Below are 23,820 nucleotides of genomic sequence, written 5' to 3'. Positions count from 1 at the left end.
TAGCTAATTAAACTTCAGTCAATTTTTTATACTCATCAATAGTATTTACATTTAAAAATAAATCTTCGTTATCAAAGTATATATAGCTTTTATCTATTTTTTCTATAAGAGTTCTAAGCTTCAAATCATTTTTCCCTATACATAAAGATACTTTATTTATTATACTCTTTTTGTATCCAGAACACAATGGTTGTAACTTTCCATTTGTTACTGAAATTACACTTTTATCATCCATTTCATCAGCTATTTTTTCGACTACTTCATTATTTAGATACGGCATATCACATGCAACTGTAACTATATCATACTTTGCATGTTCAAGAGCAGTATATATTCCTCCTATTGGACCAACATTTTTTATTATATCATTATAAACTTTAATGTTATATTTTGAATATAATTCTTCATTGTTAGATACTATTATTACTTCATCAAAATTTTTAAAAACTTCTATTGCAATTTCAATAAAAGGCTTTTCATGTAATTCTAAAAAAGCTTTATCTTTCCCCATTCTAGAGCTTTTCCCTCCTGCTAAAATTACACCTGTTCTCTCTATACAAATCGCCTCCTCTAAAATACTTTTATTTATATATATTTGAAAAATGGCGCTATTGCGCCATTTCAATATTGATTGACTACTCAAAAACCTGAATAATTTTTTCTTTAAATGCATTCATAAGTTTTTCTTTTTCTTCTAAATATTCACTATAACACTCATACTCTCTACAGATACAATTTATAATTTCACTTGATGTAAAATTGATTTTTTCAAGATTATAGTTATATAAAATTTCAACACTATCAACCTCACTTATACTATTAAAAATACAATTATATATATCTTCAATTATAAATTTACTATCTTCTTCAAATTGACATAAGAGTTGTTCTCTATTTTCTTCAAGCAATACATTTTCCTTTATAAACTCTACAAAGTTTTCAAAGTCTTCAGTGTTATTACATGGTTCTATTTCAAACAATATCCTAAAAAATAAGTTCCATGGAAACTCCGTATTTAGTCTACTTCTAAAATGATTTCCTAAATCATTACAGAATTTATCATCAAATGTAGGTTCTCTTTCAAACTCTATTTGGTCATTAAAATCTATATCTTTATTTACAATTTCATTTAATCTTGCAAACTCATCAAGCATAAAATTACCTAAAACTTCATCGCTTATATCTTGTTTATTAAAAGAATAACTTAATATAGTTTCACATGGCTTTTTAAAATCCACAACAAAACCTATACTTTTATTCATCTTTTCTGAAAAAGCATCGTACACTAATTTTGCAAAGAGCTTTTCAATTTCTTTTTTACTTCCTTTCATATTAAAAGACTTTCCTGAATGAAAGTTTTTATAAATACTCAAAAGCTGATTATCTATCATAGTAAGATTATTCTTTATAGAGTCCATCATATCCTTTATAAATTTATCAGCAAGTAAATATGTGTTATTTTTATAAATTATTTTATGTTCAATCTCACTCCAAAACACATTTACAAGAGATTTAATTTGAAGTTCAAATTTTACTTCTCTATCTAAATATGCAAAAACTCCATCTATCTTATATATTTCAAATCCATTTTTTTGCTTATTAGGTTGTCTTTCAGACAATTTTAATTTAATATTTTTATTTTCTTTATTATAGTAGTTTATTTTATCATCTGTTTTATTAAAGTATCTTCTTAAAAGCCTATATATCTTATTTTCATCCTCAATAAATCTACACTCAATTCTTAGTCCTATTAAATCAGATACATTATGAATAAGATTACTTGCCTCCCCATATTTTTTTAAATATCTATTTCTAATTATCTTTTCCCTTAAACTTGATTCTGATTTTATTCTAGAGGTTACATTTATATACTCTTGATTTTTTTCATCCAAGATATTTTCAAAGTACTCTTCTATTTCATCTGATATAGTTTCTAATGTTGGAGACATTGTCCTCAACATTTCTATAGACTCTTCAATAAAATCAAATTCTTTTAATCCCATAAATTTTTACACTCCTATGTTTAATAACTGTTAGCTATTTCAGTTCTTTATATTTAACTACATTCTTATTTTAACATTTTTTCCTATTATAAGTAAGTATTCTCCAAAAACCTTCATATATATTTCAAATTAGAATTAAAATATCAGATAAAATTAAAAGATTTCGTAATAATGAAGTTATAAAAATAGTGGATTTTTTTTCCTAATACGAGTATACTATAGATATAAATATTTAACTAATTAGTTAAATATTTATATCTATAGCAAGGAGGATATTATGGTAAAAGTATTTAAAGCATTAAGTGATGAAACTAGAAGAGAAATTTTAAAATTACTTAATGAAAGAGATATGAATGCAGGAGAAATAGCAAGTCATTTTAATATGTCTAAACCAGCAATATCTAAACATTTAGATATTTTAAAAGATGCAGAACTTATTAGCTCAGAAAAAATGGGACAATTTTTGATTTATTCTATTAATTTATCAGTCCTTCAAGAAGTACTTGGAAACTTCTTGGATATTTTTAAAAAGATATAGGAGGTTATTATGGAAAATATGGGTTTAATATTACTTGTAGCATTATTAATTATAAACTATGTAAATGCACCAGAAATTTTAGGTTTTTCAAAAGATAACCCAAAAGTTAAAACTGCAAGAAGGTTACAAATGTTATTTTTAATAGTCGCAGTTGGAAGGTTTATCATTCCTTTACTAGGTATAGATGAGATATTTTCTTATGAAATTAACGACAAAGTATCAGTTATAATAAATGCCATTATAATTATATATTTTGGTAATTTATTACCTAAGCTACAAATTTATAAGAACATAGATACTAAATATGCTTGGGCCATTGGAGATGAAAAAATATGGAAAAAGGCAAGTAAGATTTTTGCGTATTTATCATTTGTTATAGCTATTGGAATGATTATATTGAGTTTTTACTTTGATTCAGCTACAGTCACAACAGCATGCCAGTTCATATGGTTTGCAATACCTTTATTATATTTATTGCTTCATTATAGAAATAAATTTAGAGCTCATACTCCTAAATAAATAATTATAAATATAATAAAATAAAGCAACTTCTTCTTAAGGGAAGCTATAATTTGTTTTAATATTGAAATGAAACATTTATAAAATAAATTGCCACCAAAAAATTTATGGTGGCAATTTATTAATAATCATATTTTTAGTATTTTATATAATTTCTAAATATATTAAATTAAACTCTCTTCAATTAAAAACCTATATATATACCTATTGTTAAAAAAACTAAAGATACAGCTGTTAAAATCAACAATATAGGCATTATAAATTTTACCCATTTTGAGAAAGGAACATGAGCTACTGCAAGTGCTCCCATTAGTACTCCAGATGTTGGAGTTATAAAGTTTGTAAGACCTACCCCAAATTGATAAGCAGTTACTATAACTTGAGCTGATATATTAACTAAATCACCAAGAGGAGCAAGAACAGGCACTGTAAGTGAAGCAAGTCCTGAAGATGATGGAATCAAAAATGCCAACGCAGCTTCCAAGAAAAATGATAGATATACAAATATAACCTTTGGAAGTCCACCTAAAAAGCTTGCTGCAGAATTTAATATAGTATCTATTATGAATCCATTTTGAGCAATTATTACAATTCCACGAGCTAAAGCTATTGCAAGAGCAGCTGATGCTAAATCTTTTGCTCCATCTATGAAACTATCAGAAATTTCACTTTGTGACAATCTACCAACTAATCCAGAAAGTACACCTATCGCAGCAAAACACATTGATATTTCTGGGATATACCATCCTTGACTTAAAACACCCCAAATCATTATCGCCATTCCTATTCCAAATATAGCAAGAACAGATACTTCTTTAAAAGTAAACTCTTTTATTTCAGTTGAAGTATGATTAAGTATTGATTTATTATTTTTATCTATCTCATACACTATTGAGCTTTCAGGGTTTTCTTTAACTTTTTTAGCATAATACATTACAAACGCTATACTGATTAATATATATGCTATAAAAATCACTACTCTATATGCTACTCCTGAACCAGGAGCAAGTTGAGCTAGTGCTTGTGCAATACCAACTGAGAATGGATTTATTGTCGATGCAGCCGCTCCTGCTGCTGCTCCTATAAATACAATCGCGATGGCGGTTAGAGAATCATATCCTAAGGATGTCATAAGTGGAACAAATATCATATAAAATGGTAATGTTTCTTCTGCCATCCCAAATGTAGTACCTCCAAGACCAAATAAAATCATTGATATCGGAATTATAAGTAGTTCTTTTCCTTTAAACTTCGATATAACTGATGCTATTCCTGCTTCTATAGCTCCAGTTCTATTTACAATACCAAAAGCACCTCCAACTATTAAAACAAATCCTACAACTTCTGCTGAATCAATAAAACCTTCTATAGGCGCTTTAAAAACATCTGTAAATCCTTGAGGATTACTTTCTACACTTTGATAAGTTCCTGGTACAACAACCATCCTACCTTCTACATCTTCTCTACTAAATTCACCACTTGGTACTATCCAAGTTAATATTGCCATTAAGACTATTAGCAAGAATATAATTGTAAAAGTGTGTGGTATAATAAATCGTTTCTTCTTACTGTCAATCATTATAATGCCCTCCATACTTTACTAAATTTTGAATCTATATAGGATATTTTTTAATCTCTCTGACTAAAGTTTTCCCTTTTTACAATTTTTTATTAGCAAAGATACAAAATAAAAAAGCTCTCTTTTAGATTTTAAAAGATAGCTTTTTTTATTTTTATTCAATTTAAATACTTTACTTCCTATTTTGCTAATTGAATTTTTTCATTATAATTTGATATTGTTTCTTCAATATTTTTAGATTTCATTATAGTTGACATTACAGCAAAATCATCACAGTATTTTAATGTTTCTTTGACATTAGATGGTAGAATTCCTCCAAGTGCAACTATCTTAATATCAGTAATTTTCTTAGCTTCCTTTAAAAGTTCAATTCCTTTTGGCAATAAATTTTCTTTACACTTAGTTTCATATATATGTGATAATGTTATGTAATCTATTTTTATATTTTGTTTTCTTATTATTTCTTCTAGATACTTTACTTCTTCTACTTTATGTAATGACAATCCCAATATTTTATTTTCATTGAAATTATACCTATTTCCCAGTAAATTCAAAAACAATTTAAATGGAAGATGAATACCTTGACAATCTATCTTTTCAAAAAATTCTATATTACTATTTATTATGAAGTTTACGTTAAAGCCATCATTATTTTCTTTCTTTTTTATACTGTTCTTCAAGCTTTCATCTAATATTTTTTCTTGAAAATTAATGCACTTGATTTTCTTTTTTATCTTTATATATAAATCTTTTAATGCTTCATATTCTAAATCTTTTTCTCTTATTATAATATTTTCTACGCCACTCAATATAGATTCTTTAATAACCTCTAAGTATCGTTCCTCACTACATAAATTTCTATTTGTTATCAAATACATCTAAAATCTTTCCCAATCTTTAAATACATGTTGATAACCAATTGAATTTAGCATTTTCTCTATATCTTCAACAGTACTTTCATCATTTATTTTGAATTGAGCAGTATCATGTTCATCTTGAGAATGACCTCCTACATCTGTAGATACACCTGCACTTAATTTAGTTACCCCTAAAGGTATTATATGACTTCTCATTTCTAAATTTTCTCTAGTAGATATATTTAAAGCTGCATGAGGGTCAAACAGTCTCATACAAACCATAGCTTGAACTAAATCAGTATCGCTTATATCTACTAATTCTTCAAAACAACCTTTGAATGGTCTCATTCTTGGTGTTGAATATGAAAGCTCAATATGAGGATATTTTGTTTTTAGATATTTCCCATGCAATATCGTAAAGAAGGTCTCTTTTCTAAAATCGTTTAATCCTAAAAGTGCTCCTATTGATAGAGTTCTCATACCTGCCTTTGCTCCTCTTTCAGGAGCATCTAATCTAAATTTATAATTTGATTTTGGCCCTTTTAAATGTACTCTTTTATATATTTCCTCATCATAAGTCTCTTGGTATACAGTTAGACCTTCAACACCTTTGTCTACAATATACTTATATTCATCTACTTCCATCGGATATACTTCAATTCCTATAGATGGAAATTTATCTCTTAATATTTCTATAGCTTCACCTATATATTCTACACTTGAATGAAAACTACTTTCACCAGTTAAAACAAGTAGGTGTTTGAAACCTTCTTTTGAAATTTCATTTCCTTCCTCTCTAATTTCATCCATAGTTAGTTTTTTTCTTTTTATTCCACTTTTTATATTGTAACTACAATAAACACATTGATTTACACAGTAATTTGCTATATACATTGGGGTATATAGACAGACTGTCTTTCCAAAATATTGAACACTTAATTTATGTGCTTTTTGTGCCATAGCTTCTAAATGTTTTACAGCAGTTTCAGAAAGTAAATTTAATATATCAAAATCCTCAAGTTTGTCTTTTGATAAACTTCTTAAAACATCATTGTCTGTAACATTATTTAAATATCCATCAAAATCAAAATCCCTATATTTTTCTATTACCTCATAAAAACTCATCATCAATCACCACTTTCTATAAATTGCCTAAAAAACCTGTTAAAGGAGAAGATGCGTTTGCAAATTCTGATACACTTCCTGCTTTTGCTATATAAGCTTCTCGTCCACCTTCTACAGCTAACTTAAATGCTCTAGCCATTTGCACAGGGTCACCTGCTGAAGCTATAGCAGTATTAACAAGTACTGCATCAGCACCCATTTCCATAGCTTCCATAGCTTGAGACGGTTTACCAATACCTGCATCAACTATTATTGGTATATCTAATTCATCTATCATTATTTTTATCATTTCTTTCATTTGAAGACCTCTATTTGAACCAATTGGAGCACCAAGAGGCATAACCGCTGCTGCTTTAGCTTCTATAAGTCTTCTTCCAGCATAAAGGTCTGGCGTCATATATGGAAGTACTATAAATCCCTCATCAGCAAGTATTTTTGTAGCTTTTATAGTTTCTTCATTATCAGGAAGTAAGTATCTAGTATCTGATATTACTTCTATTTTTATAAAGTCTCCACAACCCATTTTTCTAGATATTCTAGCTATTCTTACAGCTTCTTCTGCATTAGTAGCTCCTGATGTATTTGGAAGTATAGTCATTTCTTTTGGAATATACGTTAAGATATTTTCTTGTTTATTATCTAAATCTACTCTTCTAAGTGCCATTGTTATTATTTCGCTTCCACTTTCTTTGATTACTTTAGGCAATATATCATTTGAGCCATATTTACCTGTTCCAACCAATAATCTACTATTAAATTCATGTCCTCCAAGTACTAATTTATCCATTTTCTTTCCTCCCTATCTTAACTTTTTCAATTTTCAATCTTTTTATTTTGTGACTCACGCATTTACATATCTATAAGTATTTGTGTTGCCAAATTTGCCATATGATTTGCGCAAATAGCTACTCTTGGTGCCATAAGTCCTTCTCCAAATTTAGCTTCATTTACAAAATCTCCACATATATAAAATCTATCTCTTATTTTCTTAGTAGTTATTATATTTGAATCATAATAACCTGCCATACCTGATGATGCTATCAAATATTTATCTTTCAAGTTTAGTAAGGTATAATTACAAACTTGTGCTTTACATGAAGCATCATCGAAAGCTTCAATTATCAAATCTGCCTCTTTAAGTACATCCATATTGTATTTATTTAAAAAAACATTTTGCGTTTTTAATTTTACAAATGGATTAATTTTTGTTATATTTTCAACCATAGCATCTGTTTTTAGTTTTCCTATATCGTCTATAAAGTATTGCTGTCTATTTAAGTTAGATGGCTCTACAACATCATAATCTATAAGTAGAAGTTCTCCAACTCCAATTCGAGCTAAAGAGATAGCTATATTGGATCCAAGTCCACCTAGTCCCAATATAGCAACTCTTCCTTTTTTTAATTTATTATGCACATTTGGAGTATGCCTAGCTATCAACAAGCTTTCTAGCTCATCAAAAGAAGGCTTAACCCCTTTTTGTATAAGTGTTAATTTATCATTTTCAGAAAGTGGAATGTCGGCTTTAATTGGATATCCATTCAACACCAATACATCACATTTATGATTATAATTATCTCTAACTTTATAGGCAGTTGTATTTTCTTCAACATCTGTTAATATTTCATTTACAAATATTTTTATTTTAACCACCTCCAATAAAGCCAATAAGTTCTACAACATCTTCATCCTTTAATATATATGTATTGTAATTAGATTCTTCAACTATTTCTAGATTTATCTCAACTACAACTCTATCACTCTTTAAGTTATATTTATTCAACAAATCTATAACAGTTAAATTTTCTTTGAATTCAATATTCTTGCCATTAACCTTCACTAACTCACCTCCTCCTTTTGACTTTATTCAACCAATCCTTGGTACAAATTATATTAAATTAAGTTCCTCATTGTTTAATATTTTCTTAACTGTTCTCATTGAACACATTTTTCCACACATAGTACAACTATCTTCATGAGTAGGAGTTGACTCATCTCTATATCTTTTAGCCTTTTCAGGGTCTATTGCAAGTCTAAACATTTCACACCAATCTAAATCTGCTCTAGCTTTACTCATTTTGTTATCCCACTCACGAGCTCCTTTAACATTCTTAGCTATATCTCCTGCATGAGCAGCTATTTTAGCAGCTATTATCCCTTCTTTCATATCATCTAAATTAGGTAATCTTAAGTGTTCTGCTGGAGTTACGTAGCATAAAAAATCTACTCCTTTAGCACATGCTAATGCTCCTCCTATTGCACTAGTTATATGGTCATAACCTGGTGCTATATCCGTAACCAATGGTCCAAGAACATAAAAAGGCGCTCCATGACATAGTCTTTTTTCTAACACTACATTTGCTTCTATTTCATCAATAGCCATATGACCAGGGCCTTCTATCATGACTTGTACATTTCTTTCCCATGCTCTTTTAGTAAGCTCTCCTAATACAACAAGTTCTTGAATCTGAACACCATCTGTAGAATCTTTTATACAACCAGGTCTGCAAGCATCTCCTAAACTTAATGTAACATCATATTCTTCACAAATATCTAAAATCTTATCAAAATTAGTATAAATAGGATTTTCTTTATTATTTAACTCCATCCAAGCAAATAATAATGAACCTCCACGAGATACTATATGAGTCAATCTTTCATGATTTTTTATCTTTTGGCAAACACTTCTAGTAAGACCAGCATGTATAGTAATAAAATCAACTCCGTCAATAGCATGTTGTCTTATTACATTTAAAAATTCTTCTTCTGTTATATCCTTTAGTTCTTTTTCTAAATACCCTACTGCATCATACATAGGAACCGAACCTATCATTGCAGGTGACATTTCAACAACTTTTTCTCTAAATTCTCTAGTTTTTCCATAGTTACTTAAATCCATTATTGCTTCAGCTTTCATGTCTATTGCCACTTTAACTTTTTCAAGTTCATTTTCTATATTCTTACAATCTCTTGAAATTCCTAGGTTTACATTTATCTTTGTTCTTAAATTTTTACCTACACCTTCTGCACTTAAGGATTTATGATTTTTGTTAGCAGGTATAACAACTTGTCCCTTTGCTATTAATTCTCTTAATTCATTTACATCTACTTGTTCCTTTTGAGAAACGATTTCCATTTCTTTAGTTATTATGCCTTTTCTAGCAGCATCCATTTGCGTTGTATAATTCATATTACATTCCTCCAAGATTAAAGTTATAGTTTTTAACAATAAAAAAAGTGCTTTTCCTTGTTTTGGAAAGCACTCTTATAATCATATATACACTTAGACAAATTTCTCACTATACAGAATAATTTATCTATTTATATAACAAAATTATATTACAAAGCTTCCCTTCGCAAGCATTATCTTGATCAGGTTATTAGGGTTTGTAAGTTACGGCTTTATCTCTCAGCTAGCCAATTCTAGCGCCCCTAGCTCTAAATTTTTATCATTTTTACAAATTCAGTATAACACAGCAAAAATATTAGTTCAACACAATAATACAAATTTTATATTTTAATCCACCTAACTTTACTCTAACGATACACCTTTTTTCGAATTTTCAAGATAAGTTTTAAGTATTACAGCCCTTATATTTTCATACTTTATTGAATCTGGAAGTTTTCTTTTTATGTTATTTAAATTTTCATAACCTATTTTTTCACACACTTCTAAAATCATTTTCTTTTCATCTTCAGTATAAAAACTTTCTAAATCCAATGTAAATGACATACTCTGCCCATCTTTCACATAATCATATACATATCCAATAACCGTAGATAAGGAGACTTCTATTTCTTGGCTAACACTTTGTATGTCCTTCCCTTGATTTAGTAAATCTAATGCTATTTCATTGTTTTTTCTGCTTTCTCCATCTAGTATCAATTTTCTTTTTTTCTTTTTCTCCCAATTAACATCAATACTATTTTCTTTTACATAATGTTTAACTTCATCTAAAATACTAGCCCCATACTTTTCAATTTTTACTTCACCTATACCTGAAATATCCTTTAATTGTTCTTTATCAATGGGATATCTTCCACTTATTTCTTTCAAAGCTTTATTAGTTAAAATCATGTATGGAAGTAATTTTTCTTTTTTAGCATATTCTTCTCGAATATTTATTAGCCTTTCATATAAAGCTTTATCTGTATTAACTTCAAGAAATTCACTATTATCATTCGTTAAATCGATATTTTTTTCTTTATCTTTTTTATTTATATTATTTTTTTCGACATATTCTTTGATTAGTGTTTCAAAATCTTCACCATATTTTTGATATTTAATTTCTCCTACTCCAGATATATTTAGCATTTCTTCTTTATTGACTGGATAACTACTAGACATAGCTCTAAGTGTTCCATCTCCAAAAACCATATATGGAGCTATTTTTTCTTCACTTGCAATTAAGTGTCTTAACTCTCTTAAAGCATTATATAATTCATCTTCTACTTCTAGGGATTTTGTCATTACAATTTCCTTAAATTCTACCTTTGCCTCACCCTTCAAAACTTTCATAGACATATCATTTAATCTTATAGTTGGGTAACTTCCTCTGTTTCCGCTACCTAAAGTTTCGACTAAATCTAAAAACCCATGAGAAACCAATGTATTTATAAAATTCTTCAAGTCTTCACTTGAATAATCTCTCATAATATTATATGTAGACAAAGTATCTAAACCAAGTTGTAAAATTTTTTTGTTTTTAGACCCTCTAAGTACATCTACAATAGTAGTAACACCATAGCTTCTTTTCATTCTAGCTACACATGAAATAACTTTTTGAGCATCTATGGTTTTATCTACTATTTCCCCCTCCACTAGACAATTACTACAGTTATTACAATTTTCTACATAATTTTCCCCAAAATAATTTAATATTGTCTTCCTATAACAAGAATTACTATAGACTAAATCAATCATATGCTGAAGTTTTTTATGTTGAAATAATTTTCTTTCGGGATTTTCAACACCAATATCTATTAAATATTTTTGTATATGTACATCTCTTGGAGAAAATAAAAGTATACATTCACTTTTTTCTCCATCCCTACCAGCTCTCCCTATTTCTTGGTAGTAATTTTCTACACTTTGAGGCATATTATAGTGTATAACCCATCTTATATTGGGCTTATCAATACCCATTCCAAATGCATTTGTTGCTATCATTATATCTATATTATCATTTATAAAATCTTCTTGATTCTTATTTCTTTCATTTTTAGATAAACCTGCATGGTATTTTGATACAGATATATTTCTCTTTGCTAAGCCATTATAGATATTTTCAACTTCTTTTCTAGTAGCTGTATATATAATTCCAGACTCATTTTTATGATTTTGAATATAATCTAAAATATATTTATTTTTACTAGATGATTTTACTATATTTATTGCTAGGTTTTCTCTATCAAACCCTGTTATGTAACAATCTGGACTCTCTAAACACAATAAATTTATTATATCAGCTCTTACCTCTTCTGATGCAGTAGCTGTAAAAGCTGTGACTATGGGTCTTTTAGACAAACTATTGATAAACGTAGAAATCCTTCTATAGCTCAGTCTAAAATCATGTCCCCATTGAGATACACAATGTGCTTCATCTATTGCAATTTGGCTTATGTCATTATTATTTATTAGTTCAAGAAATTCTTGAGTATCTAATCTTTCTGGAGCAATATAAAGTATTTTATAAGTATTTTTTCTAATATTACTTAATATTTCATTAAATTCTTTGTTTCCCAATGAACTATTTATAAAAGCGGCATTGATTCCCATGGCTTTTAAAGCGTCTACTTGGTCTTTCATAAGAGATATAAGTGGTGAAATCACTACTGTCATCCCATCTAATATCAATGCTGGAAGTTGATAACATATAGATTTTCCTCCTCCAGTTGGCATTATAGCTAATACATCTTTTTTATTCAAAATAGAATTTATTATGGACTCTTGGCCTTTTCTAAAACTTGTATATCCATAGTATTTTGATAATATTTCTAAAGGTTTTTTGTTCATATATTTCTCTCCCAATTCAAATTAATTAAACTTCTTTTCTGATTATGTTCAAATTTTTATTTTTATATTCACAATCGCATTATTCCAAAGTTTCTAGCTGTTATATATTATATATTAACATATATTTTTAAAAAAATAGTTTGCAAAGTAAAATAATTTATGATACATTCTAAATATAAATTTAATACTTAATCTTCGGGGTAGGGTGAAATTCCCAATCGGCGGTATAGCCCGCGAGCTGAGTTAAAACTTGGTTGATTTGGTTAAATTCCAAAGCCGACAGTAAAGTCTGGATGGAAGAAGATATATGCTAAATAAGTGTTTTTGTAGAGCAGTTTTGCTATACATTTATGCAATATTTATTGTAGATTATTCTAGACCCTGAGTTAATTCTCAGGGTTTTTTGTTTGAAAATTATCTAAGTTTAAATAGGAGGTGTAAATATTGTGAAATTTATAAGTCAAAAAGAAAAAGATATTTATTATATGAAAAAAGCTATTGAATTGGCCAAAAATGGAGAAGGTTTTGTAAATCCAAATCCATTAGTGGGATGTGTAATTGTTAAGGATAACGACATAATAGGTAAAGGATATCATGAGAAATTTGGCTCTAATCACGCTGAAATAAATGCTATAAATAGTGCTAATCAAAGTTTAAAAGACACTACTCTTTATGTAAATTTAGAACCATGTTCTCATTATGGCAAAACACCTCCTTGTGTAGATAAAATTATTCAAAATAAGATTAAGAGAGTCGTAATATCTACATTAGACCCAAATCCAATCGTTTGTGGTAATGGAGTAAAAAAACTAAGGGACAATAACATTGATGTTACTGTAGGTGTATTAGAAAAAGAAGCAAAACAATTAAATGAAATATTTTTTTACTACATAAAAACAAAAAAACCTCTTTGTATTGTAAAATCAGCAGTAAGTTTAGATGGCAAGATTGCCACAAAATCGCTAGAATCAAAATGGATATCTAATGAATCCTCAAGATATCTAAGTCATAAGTATAGAAATAAATATCAAGGTATAATGGTTGGGATAAATACAGTTTTAAATGATAATCCGTTGCTAACTTGCAGACTTAACCAGGAAAATGTATCTCACCCTGTAAGAATAATAATAGACACAAATTTAAAATTGCCAGTTGATAGCAAATTAGTTAAAGATAAAAACAGTAAAACTATAGTTTTTACGTGTTGTGAAGATAGTGAAAAATCATCAGTTCTAATAAAAAATAATATTGAAGTAGTACTTTCTCCTAAAAAAAATAATATGGTAGATTTAGAATTTGTAATGTATAAATTAGGAGAATTGAAAATTGATTCTGTTTTAGTTGAAGGTGGTGCTACACTTAATGACAGTCTATTTAGAAACAATTTAGTTGATAAAGTCAAATTATTTTTATCACCTAAAATTATAGGTGGAAAAGATGCTCCTACTTTCGTTTCTGGAGAGGGAATAAATTACTTATCAGATGCTATACAATTAGAAATTAAGAATGTAACTTTAATAGATGGAGATATTTTGGTGGAGTCTGATGTTTTAAATTAAATTTATAAATACATGTCTAGGAGGTCAAAATGTTTACTGGCATAGTAGAAGAAGTTGGAATACTTAGAAAAATCACAGCTAATGGCAAAAGTGGAAAAGTCAGCATACAATCAAATAAAATACTAGATGGCACAAATCTTGGAGATAGTATTGCTGTAAATGGAGTTTGCTTAACTGTTTCAAGTTTAGGTAAAAATGAATTTACTGCTGATGTCATGATGGAAACAGTTCGTTCCACAAATTTAAGTTCATTAAATCCAAATGATAAAGTAAATCTCGAAAGAGCTATGAGTCTTTCTTCTAGATTTGGTGGACACATAGTAACAGGTCATGTTGATAGTAAAGGTACTATTTGTAAATTTGAAAAAGATGAAAACGCAGTTTTAATAAGCATACAATCATCCAAAGAACTTTTATCAACAATAATACACAAAGGCTCTGTGGCTATTGATGGTGTAAGCCTAACTATAGCTTATCTAGATGATGAAATATTTAAGGTTTCTGTTATACCTCATACTAAATTTAACACTACTCTCTTAACCAAGAATGTTGGAGATTTTGTCAATTTAGAAAGTGATGTAATTGGAAAGTATGTTAATAATTTTCTTGTAAAAAACTACAAGGAATTAAATTCTAATAGTAATAACTATAAATCAAATATAGATAAAGAATTTTTATTTAAAAATGGTTTTTAAAAATAATAAAGGAGTGAATTACATGTTTAATACTATTGAAGAAGCTATTAATGATATCAAAAATGGAAAAATGGTAATCGTAGTTGATGATGAAAGTAGAGAAAATGAAGGAGATTTATTGATGGCAGCTGAAATGGCTACAGCTGAGACAATAAACTTTATGGCTACATATGGTAGAGGACTTATTTGTCTACCTGCTACTGAAGAAAAATTTAAAAGTTTAAATATACCTCTTATGGTTAAAGAAAATACAGACACATTTCAAACGGCATTTACTGTCACTATAGATGGCATAGACACTTTAACAGGTATATCTGCATATGAGAGAGCTGAGACTGTCAAACTATTCTGTAATGAAAGTTCCACAAGTAAAGATTTTAAAATGCCTGGACATGTATTCCCATTAATCGCAAAAACTGGAGGTGTCCTAGTTAGAGATGGTCATACAGAAGCTTCTGTAGACCTTGCTAGACTTGCAGGATTTAAAGAAATTGGTCTTATCTGCGAAATAATGAAAGATGATGGTACAATGGCAAGAGTTGATGATTTAATGATATTTAAAGAAAAACATAATTTAAAAATAATTACTATAAAAGACTTGATAGAATATCGTAAAAGAAATGAAACCACTATAGAAAAAATTTCTAGTGCTTTTCTTCCAACAAAATATGGAAATTTTGAAATCATAGGATATAAAGATATTTATTCAAATGAAGAACACATTGCACTTACTTACGGAAATGTAAACGAAGAAAATACACTAGTTAGACTTCATTCTGAATGTTTAACAGGTGATGTATTTCATTCTTTAAAATGTGATTGTGGCCTACAATTAGAAACTTCTATGAAAAAAATTGTAGAAAATGGGAGTGGTGTTTTAATTTATATGAAACAGGAAGGTAGAGGTATTGGCCTTTTAAATAAAATTAAAGCTTATAAGCTTCAAGAAGAAGGTTATGATACTGTTGAAGCAAATTTAATGCTTGGATTTGAAGAAGATATGAGAGATTTTTATATAGCTGCTCAAATATTAAAAAACTTACATATAAAAAGTATAAATCTTTTAAGTAATAACCCTGACAAAATAAACCAGTTAGAAAAATATGGAATAAAGATTGAGCATAGAGTTCCTATTAATGAAGAAATCAATGATTTTAATAAAATATATCTAAAAACTAAGAAGGATAAAATGGGACATCTATTAGATATTATATAGCTAATGGTATTTAATTCTTATTCTACTAAGTAATTTTTATTACAATAATATGTATACATACTAAAAATATAAATTTATAACCTAAATAAAATTGGAGGAAATAAAAATGATATATGAAGGAAAACTTATTGGAAAAGACTTAAAAATAGGTATAATAAACTCTCGTTTTAATGAATTTATAACATCAAAACTTTTATCTGGTGCTCAAGATTGCCTTTTAAGACATGATGTTACTCAGGAAAATATAGAAGTAGTTTGGGTACCTGGAGCTTTTGAGATTCCTCTTGTTGCTCAAAAAATGTCTAAGAGTGGTAAGTATGATGCTATAATATGTTTAGGATGTGTTATAAGAGGTGCTACTTCTCATTATGATTATGTATGTAGTGAAGTATCTAAAGGCACTGCAAAAGTATCTTTGGATAATGAATTACCTGTTATATTTGGAATAGTAACAACAGAAAATATTGAACAAGCTATTGAAAGAGCTGGCACAAAAGCCGGAAACAAAGGATATGATTGTGCTATGAATGCACTAGAAATGGCAAACCTATTTAAGGTTCTAGATTAAATACTATTATTGATTAAATAGTGGAAATTAAAATAGAGACTATAAAATACTATTAAGTACCAAGATGGCAAAGCATATTTGTCTTTTGGTACTTAATAATTTTAAACATGATTATATATGAAACTGCAATAACTCTATTAGTAAAGGATATTGAAACATAGTTTTCTACATAGTTACTTAAAAGAATATTTTGTTTAGAAAAGATTATTTTTCTACATCCTAATTGAGTGAAAAACTCTTGTAATATTCTTTATACTTAATGCGTCATCTGGGATTAATACATACAAAGTTGCTTTCTTAATAGAAACTTTGGTTTGTACATTTCTAATATAGTTTTCAGCATTACCTTCAAATAGATAGTGATAAAATGGTACATTTGGTATAGGCTGTATTGAAAAGGATATTCTCTCCTTTAAATCATTATCTTTATGATAAAACATAAAACAAGCACAGCATACTACAACAATATACTCATTCTTACTGAACAATTTATCTCCCTCTCCCCTAAAATATAAGTTAATAATTAGAAATACTTTTAAAAGCCTAAAATAACTACAAATATAACTCTGAATATAAAATACCATAAATTCGCATATATTACTATCAAAGCTATCGTTTTTATTTATAGCATATATTAATGTTATATTAATTATCTATTTTATTATTTTCTCGATTAATTATACAATATAATTAAGTAAGCAATAATAAACTATAAATGAACACCATAATTTAATGGTTGTTTATTGAATATTTATGGGGGACTGAATTATGAAAACAAGTTCAATACAAAATTTAACACTAGAAAAACGTAACCTTATAAAAAAATATTCTCTTACTTTGAATGAAGATTTAATTTGGGAATTTAAACACGATAAATACCACACTATAAAATACTTCACACACAAGTTTGCAGTTAAAGAATCTGTGCTTGCTCTTTTATTCAACATACACAGATTATGTTATGCTAAAATAAAATACTTTGAATCAAATTTTTCAAAATATGAACCTTATAAATACAGTTATCAAGAAGGATTTGTTAAATGTGAAATATATGATATGAGTTTTATGCTGCATAAATATAGCAATATGATGATAGACTTAAGAAATTTACAAGAAATCAAAAATATAGAAGAGTTTAGATTATTTTGTGATTACTTAGAAAGTTTTGAAGATAACTTACAAGATTTGATTGTGTAGTATTTAAAAATATAAGTTTTAATATAGGATTTATAATAATTAAATTGTATTTAAATACTAAAAACTTTTAATAAAATATAAAGTACTTGAGATAAAAAAATATTACTGGAATTAAAAATTCCAGTAATATAAGTTAACTAAAATACTATATTCATATAAATTAAATACACTCTAATCTATCAAAATTACTTTATAATTTTTATAATACTTTTTATCCTAAACGTTCATCAGATAATTCATTGTGCCACTCTGATACATTTTCTAATCCTTCTATTTCATCTGCAATAAATACAGGATCTTTTATTCCAGATTTTTTTTGACTTGTATAATCTTTTAAAGCAATAAATGCGTACTTACCTAAAAGAGTTATTGCTATTAAGTTTATTATAGCCATCAGTGCCATAAATAAATCTGCTAAATTCCAAACTACCTCTACTTGAGTAAGAGAACCAAATAAAACCATACCTACAACAAAAACTCTAAATACATTAAGTTTAGTTTTACTTCCACTCATAAACTCCATATTTGATTCTCCATAGTAATAATTTCCTACTATAGAACTAAATGCAAATAAGAATATACAAACTGCTATAAAAATATTTCCTATTGGTCCTATATGGTGAGTTAAAGCTTCTTGAGCTAATTCAATTCCTGTTGCTCCACTACTAGCATAATCTGAATATAATAATACCATGAATGCTGTACAACTACATATAATTATAGTATCTGTAAAAACACCTAGAGATTGGATTAAACCTTGTTTTACAGGATGAGTTACATGTGCTGTTGCAGCAGCATTAGGCGCACTACCCATACCTGCTTCATTAGAAAATAAGCCTCTTTTTACTCCAGTCATTACAACTCCCATAAATGTACCAATTGCCATTCCTCTAAAATCAAATGCGCTTTCTACTATTAATGATATAATTCCTGGTATTTCTGTTATATTCATTACAACTATAGCTAAAGCAACTAATATGTATAATCCTGCAAATACAGGAACTATTATTTCTGAAACTTTTGCTATTCTATGAACACCACCAAAAATAACTATTGCTGTTAAAATTCCAAGACCTATTCCCATAGCCATTTTACTTATACCAAATGCATTATTAAATGCCAATGAAACAGTATTTGCTTGAACTGCATTAAATACAAATCCATAACAGATAGTTATAAGTATTGAAAATAAAACACCCATCCATCTTTTATTTAAACCTTGTTCCATATAATAAGCTGGTCCACCTCTAAAAGCTGGTCCATTCTTAACTTTATAAATTTGAGCTAATGTACTCTCCACAAAACTTGAAGCAGAACCAATTAATGCTATAAGCCACATCCAAAATACAGCACCAGGACCTCCTGCTACTACTGCAATTGCTATTCCTGCTATATTTCCAGTACCAACTCTTGAAGATGTACTTATACAAAAGGCTTGAAATGAAGATATTTTTCCTTCTTTTTTTGCATTTTTATTTGCTGCACCATCACCTAAAAGCCTAAACATTTCTATAAAATATCTGAATTGTACAAAATTTGTTTTAATAGTAAAGTAAATACCAATTACAACTAACATTATAATTAGAATATAAGACCATAAGTAATTGTTTACAAATACTACCGCATTATTAATGCCCGTTAAAATACCATTTAAAAAATCCATTTTATTAATTACCCCCTGTTAATATTGTTTTCTCAATAAATCTTAAAATCAAAAAAATGCATAATTCCTTGTGAAAAATTCATTAATTTAATTATAATATTTATAAATTTAAATTACAAGGTTTAAAATGAATAATTTGTTTGATAAATTGCAGTTTTATCTTTAAATTCAACTTTATTCTATTAATTTTATAATTTAGATATAATTAATATTTTATATTGCTTATCAAATACAATAAATTATACTTTTGGAGTATATTTTTTCGTTTGTCGTTTAATATTATAAGTAATGATATGATTTTAAAATTTATTTAAATAACAAAAATTTTCTTTAAATTCTGTTAATTTTTCGAAAACTTTGTTAAATAATATACTTTTATACATCCATTGAAAAAACTAGAAAAAAGTAATACTATATATAGTACTAGCATTAGACACAAAAGAATACAAATGGAGGTACTTATATTATGGAATTTCAACAAATAATAGCTATATGTATATTTTTAATAGTTATGGCAGCTATTATTACAGAAAAGGTAAACAGATCTGTAGCAGCTGTTGGTGGTGCACTATTAATGATAATCTTCAATATACTTACACTTGATGAAGGATTAAGCCATATAGACTTCAATACTATTGGAGTATTAGTTGGTATGATGCTATTTGTTGCTGTTGTTAAAAACTCAGGGCTATTTGAATATATAGCTATTTGGACTGCAAAAAAAGCTAAAGGTGATCCATGGAGAATAATGATTTGTTTTGCTATTATAACAGCCATTTTATCTGCTGTATTAGATAATGTTACTACTGTTTTACTTATAGGGCCAATGACTATAGTTATTACACAAATTTTGGGACTTAATCCAGTTCCATTTTTAATAACACAAATTTTAGCTTCAAATATCGGAGGTACATCTACTCTTATAGGTGACCCTCCAAATATTATGATTGGTAGTGCTGCCAATCTTAGTTTCATGGATTTTGTGATAAATTTAGGACCTGCTGTTATAGTAATACTTATTATAACAATAATATGTTTTAAATTTATTTATGGAAAAGAACTTGTTGTGGATGATAAAGCCAAAGAAGTAATATTAAAACTTGATGAAAAAAAATCTATTAAAGATAAACCCTTACTTATAAAAAGTCTTCTTTTAATAGCATTTATACTCTTTGGTTTTATGTTTCATAGCACAATCCATATAGATTCTTCTGTTGTAGCATTAACTGGTGCATCTATAATGCTTCTTATAGGAAAACAAGATGTAGATGAAATTATGGCAGGTATTGAATGGTCCACAATATTATTCTTTATGGGATTATTTGTAGTAGTTGGTGGATTAGTAGAAGTGGGTATAATAAATAAATTAGCTCAAGCATTAATTGGACTTACAGAGGGCCATATTGTATTTACGATGTTATTAATATTATGGTTATCAGCAATAGTTTCTTCATTCTTAGATAATATTCCTTTTGTTGCAACATTAATTCCACTTATTTTGACTATGCAGGCTGAAGGAATTGATGTAATGCCACTATGGTGGGCAACATCTCTTGGAGCTTGTCTTGGAGGTAATGGGACACTTATTGGAGCCTCTGCCAATGTTGTACTAGCAGGTATAGGTAATAAGCATGGTCATCCTATATCTTTTAAAGAGTATTTTAAGATAGGTTTTCCACTTATGATTATATCTATTATTATATCTACTGTTTATTTAATTATAAAATTTTAGAAAATATAGTATAATAGTATTAAAGGGGATGTGTATATATGAATATTAATACTGTTCAAGGAGATTCAATTGAAGTTCTTTTAAGACAACTTGGAGCTACAAAAATATCAAAAGTAAGTAGTACATTATATTTTATCAAGTTTGATTTAGGAGACAACTGGGAAATATCTTATACTTATAATATTAATGCTAAAGATCAATATTTTTTACAAAGAATTGAACCATATCCTATTGGTAGAGGTCTGTTTAATGATGAATATGAAATAATATCATTTATATCAAAGGATTTAAACAAATTTCTAAATGCTAAAAATAGTAGTAACTTTAAAACGTTTGTTGAAGTTACTAGAAAAGTCAATTCTATTATTGATAATGTAGAAGAATTATTTTTAAACTATAATGTAGATGGAGATGATTTAAAAACACTCAATAAAGAACTTAATGATATATTAAATGATATTAACTATATAGAAAAGCATACAAAGAAAATCTAAAGTAAGATACTTATAAATTTAAGATTATATAAAAAACTTTGTACAACTTCAAAATTTAATACGAAAGATGAAGAATCTTATTTGTTAAAATGATAAAATAGCTGATGAAGCATATGTTTCATCAGCTATCTTGTTTTTAATGATGTCCACATCCATCATGTGAACAAGTATGATTTGATGGAAATTCTACTAATTTCCCATCTTTAAGTAAGTCCAAATTACCACTGATAGTATCAGATTCAGCTCTATAAACTTTTATTCCCATACTATTTAATTTAACTATGGCACCTTGCCCTATTCCTCCAACTACCACTGCATCTACAATTGTACCTGATAATGCTTTTATTGGTTGACACTTTCCATGTTCATGACCTAAATCTCCATTGTCTAAAGATTTAACTTCTCCACTTTCTAAATCACACACAACAAAGATTGGTGCAGAACCAAAATGACCATATGGTTTACTATCTAATCCTTTATTTTCTTCTACTGGTATACATACTTTCATTATTATTTCTCCCTTCTCTTACAACATTTTTTCATAGATTTACATTCTTTACTGCATCCTAGATGTATTGTATTTACATCAAATACATCTATAAAGCTTTCACTAGAATTACTTAACATAGAATTTATAAAATCCATACATATGTTAAACACTTCTTTGTTAATATGATATAAGACATAGTATCCTTCTTTATATCCTGTTATTATGCCAACTTCTTTTAATATTTTTATATGTTGTGAAACAGCAGAATCCGAAATTCCTAAATATTTAGAAATTCCTTTTTGGCAGATATTTCTTTTAGATACTAATATAAGTATGTTAAGTCTAGTTTCATCACTCAATGCTTTAAATATTTTAACCAAATTTTCCATAAATACCTCTTTTTGATTAAGTAATTACTTAATTAAATTATAGTACTCTTAATTAGATTTTTCAACTATTATTTTTAAATTTTGGAACTTATTATAAATAATTCTAATTATTTCTATATATATTTCAATTGTTAGTTTAAATCTATCAAAATAAACACACCTAGAGATACATTTCTAAGATATCTCGAAAGGAAATAATAATATACAAATAAAAAACTGTCTAAAATAATATAATTATTTTAGACAGTTTTTTATTTGTATATTTAAAAATTTACTTACTAGTTATATTAAGCTCTTTTTAATTTATCCAGATAATAAACAGCATTTAATGCTGCTATTTGTCCTTGCCCAGCTGCTTTGATATAAGAATATGGTTTACCTACACAGTCTCCTGCAGCAAAACATCCTTCTATATTAGTTTTCATATTATTGTCAACCTTGATATGGATACCATCAATTTCTATTCCAGGAATCAACGTACTTGGAGCTGTACTATCTTTTATAACGAATACTCCATCAACTTCAATGTGATTTTCTTTAAAAGATATCTTATTTACAAGTTTATCTCCATCTATTTGCACTGGTCTATCGTGTATAATCTCAATAGAATCATCTAAATTATCTGAACTTCTCATAAGGTTTTCCTTTTTATACATAGGTATAAAATAAGTTTTTGAAGTAAGTTCACTTAAAAAATTCGCCTCTTCTTTAGATTCTTCATTATATCCTATGACTGCTACTTTTTTATTTCTATAAAGTGGTGCATCGCATGTAGCACAATACCCTACTCCTCTTCCTAGAAATTCTTCTTCACCTTTTATTGGTCTAGTATATTCTACACCAGTCGCAAGGATTACAGTAGTAGCTTCATACATATCATTTCCAGACATTATTGCAAAGTATTCTCCCATAGCATAAATATTATTTATTCTTTTATTTTCAATTGAAATATCCATGTTATCTATATGCGATTTAAATTTGTCTTTTAATTCATCTCCACTTATATCATAAAAACCTAAATAATTATCTATTGAAGGAGCTTTAACAAGCTTATTGCTTAAATTATCATTGCCAAACATAATCATTGTTTTATTTCTTATTTTTGCATTTATAGCAGCAGATAATCCTGCTGGACCACTACCTATTATAGCTATGTCATATCTCATAATATTCACCTATT

General features: G+C 27.7%; 24 protein-coding genes and 2 riboswitches. Of the genes, 9 read left to right on the top strand and 15 right to left on the bottom strand.

Annotated elements, in window-relative coordinates; all coding sequences use genetic code 11:
- Positions 1-7: 7 nt before the first annotated feature.
- Positions 8-511, bottom strand: a complete 504-nt coding sequence (locus tag KGF48_RS07285) for a molybdenum cofactor guanylyltransferase (protein WP_255630973.1) — start codon at positions 509-511, stop codon at positions 8-10.
- A gap of 124 nt (positions 512-635) precedes the next feature.
- Positions 636-2,003: a GTP pyrophosphokinase family protein gene (locus KGF48_RS07280; RefSeq protein ID WP_227828428.1), complete on the bottom strand. Its 1,368-nt coding sequence runs from the start codon at positions 2,001-2,003 to the stop codon at positions 636-638.
- Positions 2,004-2,280: 277 nt separating this feature from the next.
- Here KGF48_RS07280 and KGF48_RS07275 point away from each other — a divergent pair, with 277 nt between their 5' ends.
- Entirely contained in the window at positions 2,281-2,541 is a 261-nt protein-coding gene (locus KGF48_RS07275) for an autorepressor SdpR family transcription factor (RefSeq protein WP_227828427.1), read from the top strand.
- Between the two features lie 9 nt (positions 2,542-2,550).
- Entirely contained in the window at positions 2,551-3,060 is a 510-nt protein-coding gene (locus KGF48_RS07270) for an SdpI family protein (RefSeq protein WP_227867873.1), read from the top strand.
- A gap of 184 nt (positions 3,061-3,244) precedes the next feature.
- On the opposite strand, the gene KGF48_RS07265 is transcribed toward KGF48_RS07270, so the two are convergent.
- The 8 genes from KGF48_RS07265 to recQ form a co-directional block, all read right to left on the bottom strand.
- Positions 3,245-4,639, bottom strand: coding sequence for a YfcC family protein (locus KGF48_RS07265; protein ID WP_227828424.1), 1,395 nt, complete (start codon positions 4,637-4,639; stop codon positions 3,245-3,247).
- Positions 4,640-4,818: 179 nt separating this feature from the next.
- Positions 4,819-5,517: a thiamine phosphate synthase gene (locus KGF48_RS07260; protein ID WP_227850425.1), complete on the bottom strand. Its 699-nt coding sequence runs from the start codon at positions 5,515-5,517 to the stop codon at positions 4,819-4,821.
- Positions 5,518-6,621, bottom strand: a complete 1,104-nt coding sequence (gene thiH, locus KGF48_RS07255; RefSeq protein WP_227840678.1) for a 2-iminoacetate synthase ThiH — start codon at positions 6,619-6,621, stop codon at positions 5,518-5,520.
- A 16-nt stretch (positions 6,622-6,637) separates the two neighbouring features.
- A complete protein-coding gene (locus KGF48_RS07250; RefSeq protein WP_227828421.1) occupies positions 6,638-7,408 on the bottom strand; it encodes a thiazole synthase in 771 nt (256 codons plus the stop codon).
- A gap of 62 nt (positions 7,409-7,470) precedes the next feature.
- The gene (thiF, locus tag KGF48_RS07245; RefSeq protein WP_227840686.1) at positions 7,471-8,280 is read right to left on the bottom strand and encodes a sulfur carrier protein ThiS adenylyltransferase ThiF; all 810 of its coding nucleotides are present in this window, start codon (positions 8,278-8,280) and stop codon (positions 7,471-7,473) included.
- Positions 8,267-8,461, bottom strand: coding sequence for a sulfur carrier protein ThiS (gene thiS, locus KGF48_RS07240; protein ID WP_227828419.1), 195 nt, complete (start codon positions 8,459-8,461; stop codon positions 8,267-8,269). Before thiS ends, thiF begins: the two co-directional genes overlap by 14 nt.
- Before the next feature lie 48 nt (positions 8,462-8,509).
- Positions 8,510-9,811, bottom strand: a complete 1,302-nt coding sequence (gene thiC, locus KGF48_RS07235; RefSeq protein ID WP_227433195.1) for a phosphomethylpyrimidine synthase ThiC — start codon at positions 9,809-9,811, stop codon at positions 8,510-8,512.
- Between the two features lie 142 nt (positions 9,812-9,953).
- Positions 9,954-10,065: riboswitch (TPP riboswitch) on the bottom strand.
- A gap of 88 nt (positions 10,066-10,153) precedes the next feature.
- Positions 10,154-12,637 (bottom strand): DNA helicase RecQ, encoded by a 2,484-nt coding sequence (recQ, locus tag KGF48_RS07230; protein ID WP_227867872.1) that lies wholly within the window; start codon positions 12,635-12,637, stop codon positions 10,154-10,156.
- Positions 12,638-12,824: 187 nt separating this feature from the next.
- A riboswitch (FMN riboswitch) is annotated at positions 12,825-12,946 on the top strand.
- A 137-nt stretch (positions 12,947-13,083) separates the two neighbouring features.
- Here recQ and ribD point away from each other — a divergent pair.
- From ribD to ribE, 4 genes are all read left to right on the top strand, one after another.
- Positions 13,084-14,196, top strand: a complete 1,113-nt coding sequence (ribD, locus tag KGF48_RS07225) for a bifunctional diaminohydroxyphosphoribosylaminopyrimidine deaminase/5-amino-6-(5-phosphoribosylamino)uracil reductase RibD (RefSeq protein WP_227840680.1) — start codon at positions 13,084-13,086, stop codon at positions 14,194-14,196.
- Between the two features lie 29 nt (positions 14,197-14,225).
- Positions 14,226-14,891, top strand: a complete 666-nt coding sequence (locus KGF48_RS07220; protein WP_227840681.1) for a riboflavin synthase — start codon at positions 14,226-14,228, stop codon at positions 14,889-14,891.
- Positions 14,892-14,913: 22 nt separating this feature from the next.
- Positions 14,914-16,107 (top strand): bifunctional 3,4-dihydroxy-2-butanone-4-phosphate synthase/GTP cyclohydrolase II, encoded by a 1,194-nt coding sequence (locus tag KGF48_RS07215; RefSeq protein ID WP_227840682.1) that lies wholly within the window; start codon positions 14,914-14,916, stop codon positions 16,105-16,107.
- 106 nt (positions 16,108-16,213) lie between these two features.
- Positions 16,214-16,675, top strand: coding sequence for a 6,7-dimethyl-8-ribityllumazine synthase (ribE, locus tag KGF48_RS07210; RefSeq protein ID WP_227840683.1), 462 nt, complete (start codon positions 16,214-16,216; stop codon positions 16,673-16,675).
- A gap of 212 nt (positions 16,676-16,887) precedes the next feature.
- Here ribE and KGF48_RS07205 read toward each other — a convergent pair whose 3' ends face one another.
- Positions 16,888-17,163, bottom strand: a complete 276-nt coding sequence (locus tag KGF48_RS07205) for a hypothetical protein (protein WP_227867871.1) — start codon at positions 17,161-17,163, stop codon at positions 16,888-16,890.
- A gap of 280 nt (positions 17,164-17,443) precedes the next feature.
- Here KGF48_RS07205 and KGF48_RS07200 point away from each other — a divergent pair, with 280 nt between their 5' ends.
- Positions 17,444-17,872 (top strand): hypothetical protein, encoded by a 429-nt coding sequence (locus KGF48_RS07200; RefSeq protein WP_227828413.1) that lies wholly within the window; start codon positions 17,444-17,446, stop codon positions 17,870-17,872.
- A gap of 211 nt (positions 17,873-18,083) precedes the next feature.
- On the opposite strand, the gene KGF48_RS07195 is transcribed toward KGF48_RS07200, so the two are convergent.
- A complete protein-coding gene (locus KGF48_RS07195) occupies positions 18,084-19,535 on the bottom strand; it encodes an alanine/glycine:cation symporter family protein (RefSeq protein WP_227828412.1) in 1,452 nt (483 codons plus the stop codon).
- Positions 19,536-20,001: 466 nt separating this feature from the next.
- On the opposite strand from KGF48_RS07195, the gene KGF48_RS07190 reads away from it, so the two are divergent.
- On the top strand, positions 20,002-21,267 hold the full coding sequence (locus tag KGF48_RS07190) for an ArsB/NhaD family transporter (protein WP_227433187.1): 1,266 nt from the start codon (positions 20,002-20,004) through the stop codon (positions 21,265-21,267).
- A gap of 38 nt (positions 21,268-21,305) precedes the next feature.
- Positions 21,306-21,761 carry a hypothetical protein gene (locus tag KGF48_RS07185; protein ID WP_227433186.1) on the top strand — a complete coding sequence of 152 codons (456 nt, stop codon included), beginning with the start codon at positions 21,306-21,308 and terminating at the stop codon, positions 21,759-21,761.
- Between the two features lie 136 nt (positions 21,762-21,897).
- Here the strand turns inward: KGF48_RS07185 and KGF48_RS07180 are convergent, their stop codons facing one another.
- From KGF48_RS07180 to KGF48_RS07170, 3 genes are all read right to left on the bottom strand, one after another.
- The gene (locus KGF48_RS07180; protein ID WP_227828411.1) at positions 21,898-22,269 is read right to left on the bottom strand and encodes a NifB/NifX family molybdenum-iron cluster-binding protein; all 372 of its coding nucleotides are present in this window, start codon (positions 22,267-22,269) and stop codon (positions 21,898-21,900) included.
- A 2-nt stretch (positions 22,270-22,271) separates the two neighbouring features.
- The gene (locus tag KGF48_RS07175) at positions 22,272-22,640 is read right to left on the bottom strand and encodes an ArsR/SmtB family transcription factor (RefSeq protein ID WP_227828410.1); all 369 of its coding nucleotides are present in this window, start codon (positions 22,638-22,640) and stop codon (positions 22,272-22,274) included.
- 287 nt (positions 22,641-22,927) lie between these two features.
- The gene (locus KGF48_RS07170; protein ID WP_227433183.1) at positions 22,928-23,806 is read right to left on the bottom strand and encodes an NAD(P)/FAD-dependent oxidoreductase; all 879 of its coding nucleotides are present in this window, start codon (positions 23,804-23,806) and stop codon (positions 22,928-22,930) included.
- Positions 23,807-23,820 lie beyond the last annotated feature (14 nt).

The organism is Clostridioides sp. ZZV15-6388 (genome assembly GCF_020657755.1).
Classification (GTDB): domain Bacteria; phylum Bacillota; class Clostridia; order Peptostreptococcales; family Peptostreptococcaceae; genus Clostridioides.
This window is presented reverse-complemented; position numbering and strand designations above follow the sequence as displayed.

Coding starts and splice junctions, on each gene's coding strand:
- KGF48_RS07285 (WP_255630973.1), bottom strand. CDS start 511: ATGGGGAAAGATAAAGCTTTTTTAGAATTACATGAAAAGCCTTTTATT.
- KGF48_RS07280 (WP_227828428.1), bottom strand. CDS start 2,003: ATGGGATTAAAAGAATTTGATTTTATTGAAGAGTCTATAGAAATGTTG.
- KGF48_RS07275 (WP_227828427.1), top strand. CDS start 2,281: ATGGTAAAAGTATTTAAAGCATTAAGTGATGAAACTAGAAGAGAAATT.
- KGF48_RS07270 (WP_227867873.1), top strand. CDS start 2,551: ATGGAAAATATGGGTTTAATATTACTTGTAGCATTATTAATTATAAAC.
- KGF48_RS07265 (WP_227828424.1), bottom strand. CDS start 4,639: ATGATTGACAGTAAGAAGAAACGATTTATTATACCACACACTTTTACA.
- KGF48_RS07260 (WP_227850425.1), bottom strand. CDS start 5,517: ATGTATTTGATAACAAATAGAAATTTATGTAGTGAGGAACGATACTTA.
- thiH (WP_227840678.1), bottom strand. CDS start 6,621: ATGAGTTTTTATGAGGTAATAGAAAAATATAGGGATTTTGATTTTGAT.
- KGF48_RS07250 (WP_227828421.1), bottom strand. CDS start 7,408: ATGGATAAATTAGTACTTGGAGGACATGAATTTAATAGTAGATTATTG.
- thiC (WP_227433195.1), bottom strand. CDS start 9,811: ATGAATTATACAACGCAAATGGATGCTGCTAGAAAAGGCATAATAACT.
- recQ (WP_227867872.1), bottom strand. CDS start 12,637: ATGAACAAAAAACCTTTAGAAATATTATCAAAATACTATGGATATACA.
- KGF48_RS07220 (WP_227840681.1), top strand. CDS start 14,226: ATGTTTACTGGCATAGTAGAAGAAGTTGGAATACTTAGAAAAATCACA.
- KGF48_RS07215 (WP_227840682.1), top strand. CDS start 14,914: ATGTTTAATACTATTGAAGAAGCTATTAATGATATCAAAAATGGAAAA.
- ribE (WP_227840683.1), top strand. CDS start 16,214: ATGATATATGAAGGAAAACTTATTGGAAAAGACTTAAAAATAGGTATA.
- KGF48_RS07200 (WP_227828413.1), top strand. CDS start 17,444: ATGAAAACAAGTTCAATACAAAATTTAACACTAGAAAAACGTAACCTT.
- KGF48_RS07195 (WP_227828412.1), bottom strand. CDS start 19,535: ATGGATTTTTTAAATGGTATTTTAACGGGCATTAATAATGCGGTAGTA.
- KGF48_RS07190 (WP_227433187.1), top strand. CDS start 20,002: ATGGAATTTCAACAAATAATAGCTATATGTATATTTTTAATAGTTATG.
- KGF48_RS07185 (WP_227433186.1), top strand. CDS start 21,306: ATGAATATTAATACTGTTCAAGGAGATTCAATTGAAGTTCTTTTAAGA.
- KGF48_RS07180 (WP_227828411.1), bottom strand. CDS start 22,269: ATGAAAGTATGTATACCAGTAGAAGAAAATAAAGGATTAGATAGTAAA.
- KGF48_RS07175 (WP_227828410.1), bottom strand. CDS start 22,640: ATGGAAAATTTGGTTAAAATATTTAAAGCATTGAGTGATGAAACTAGA.
- KGF48_RS07170 (WP_227433183.1), bottom strand. CDS start 23,806: ATGAGATATGACATAGCTATAATAGGTAGTGGTCCAGCAGGATTATCT.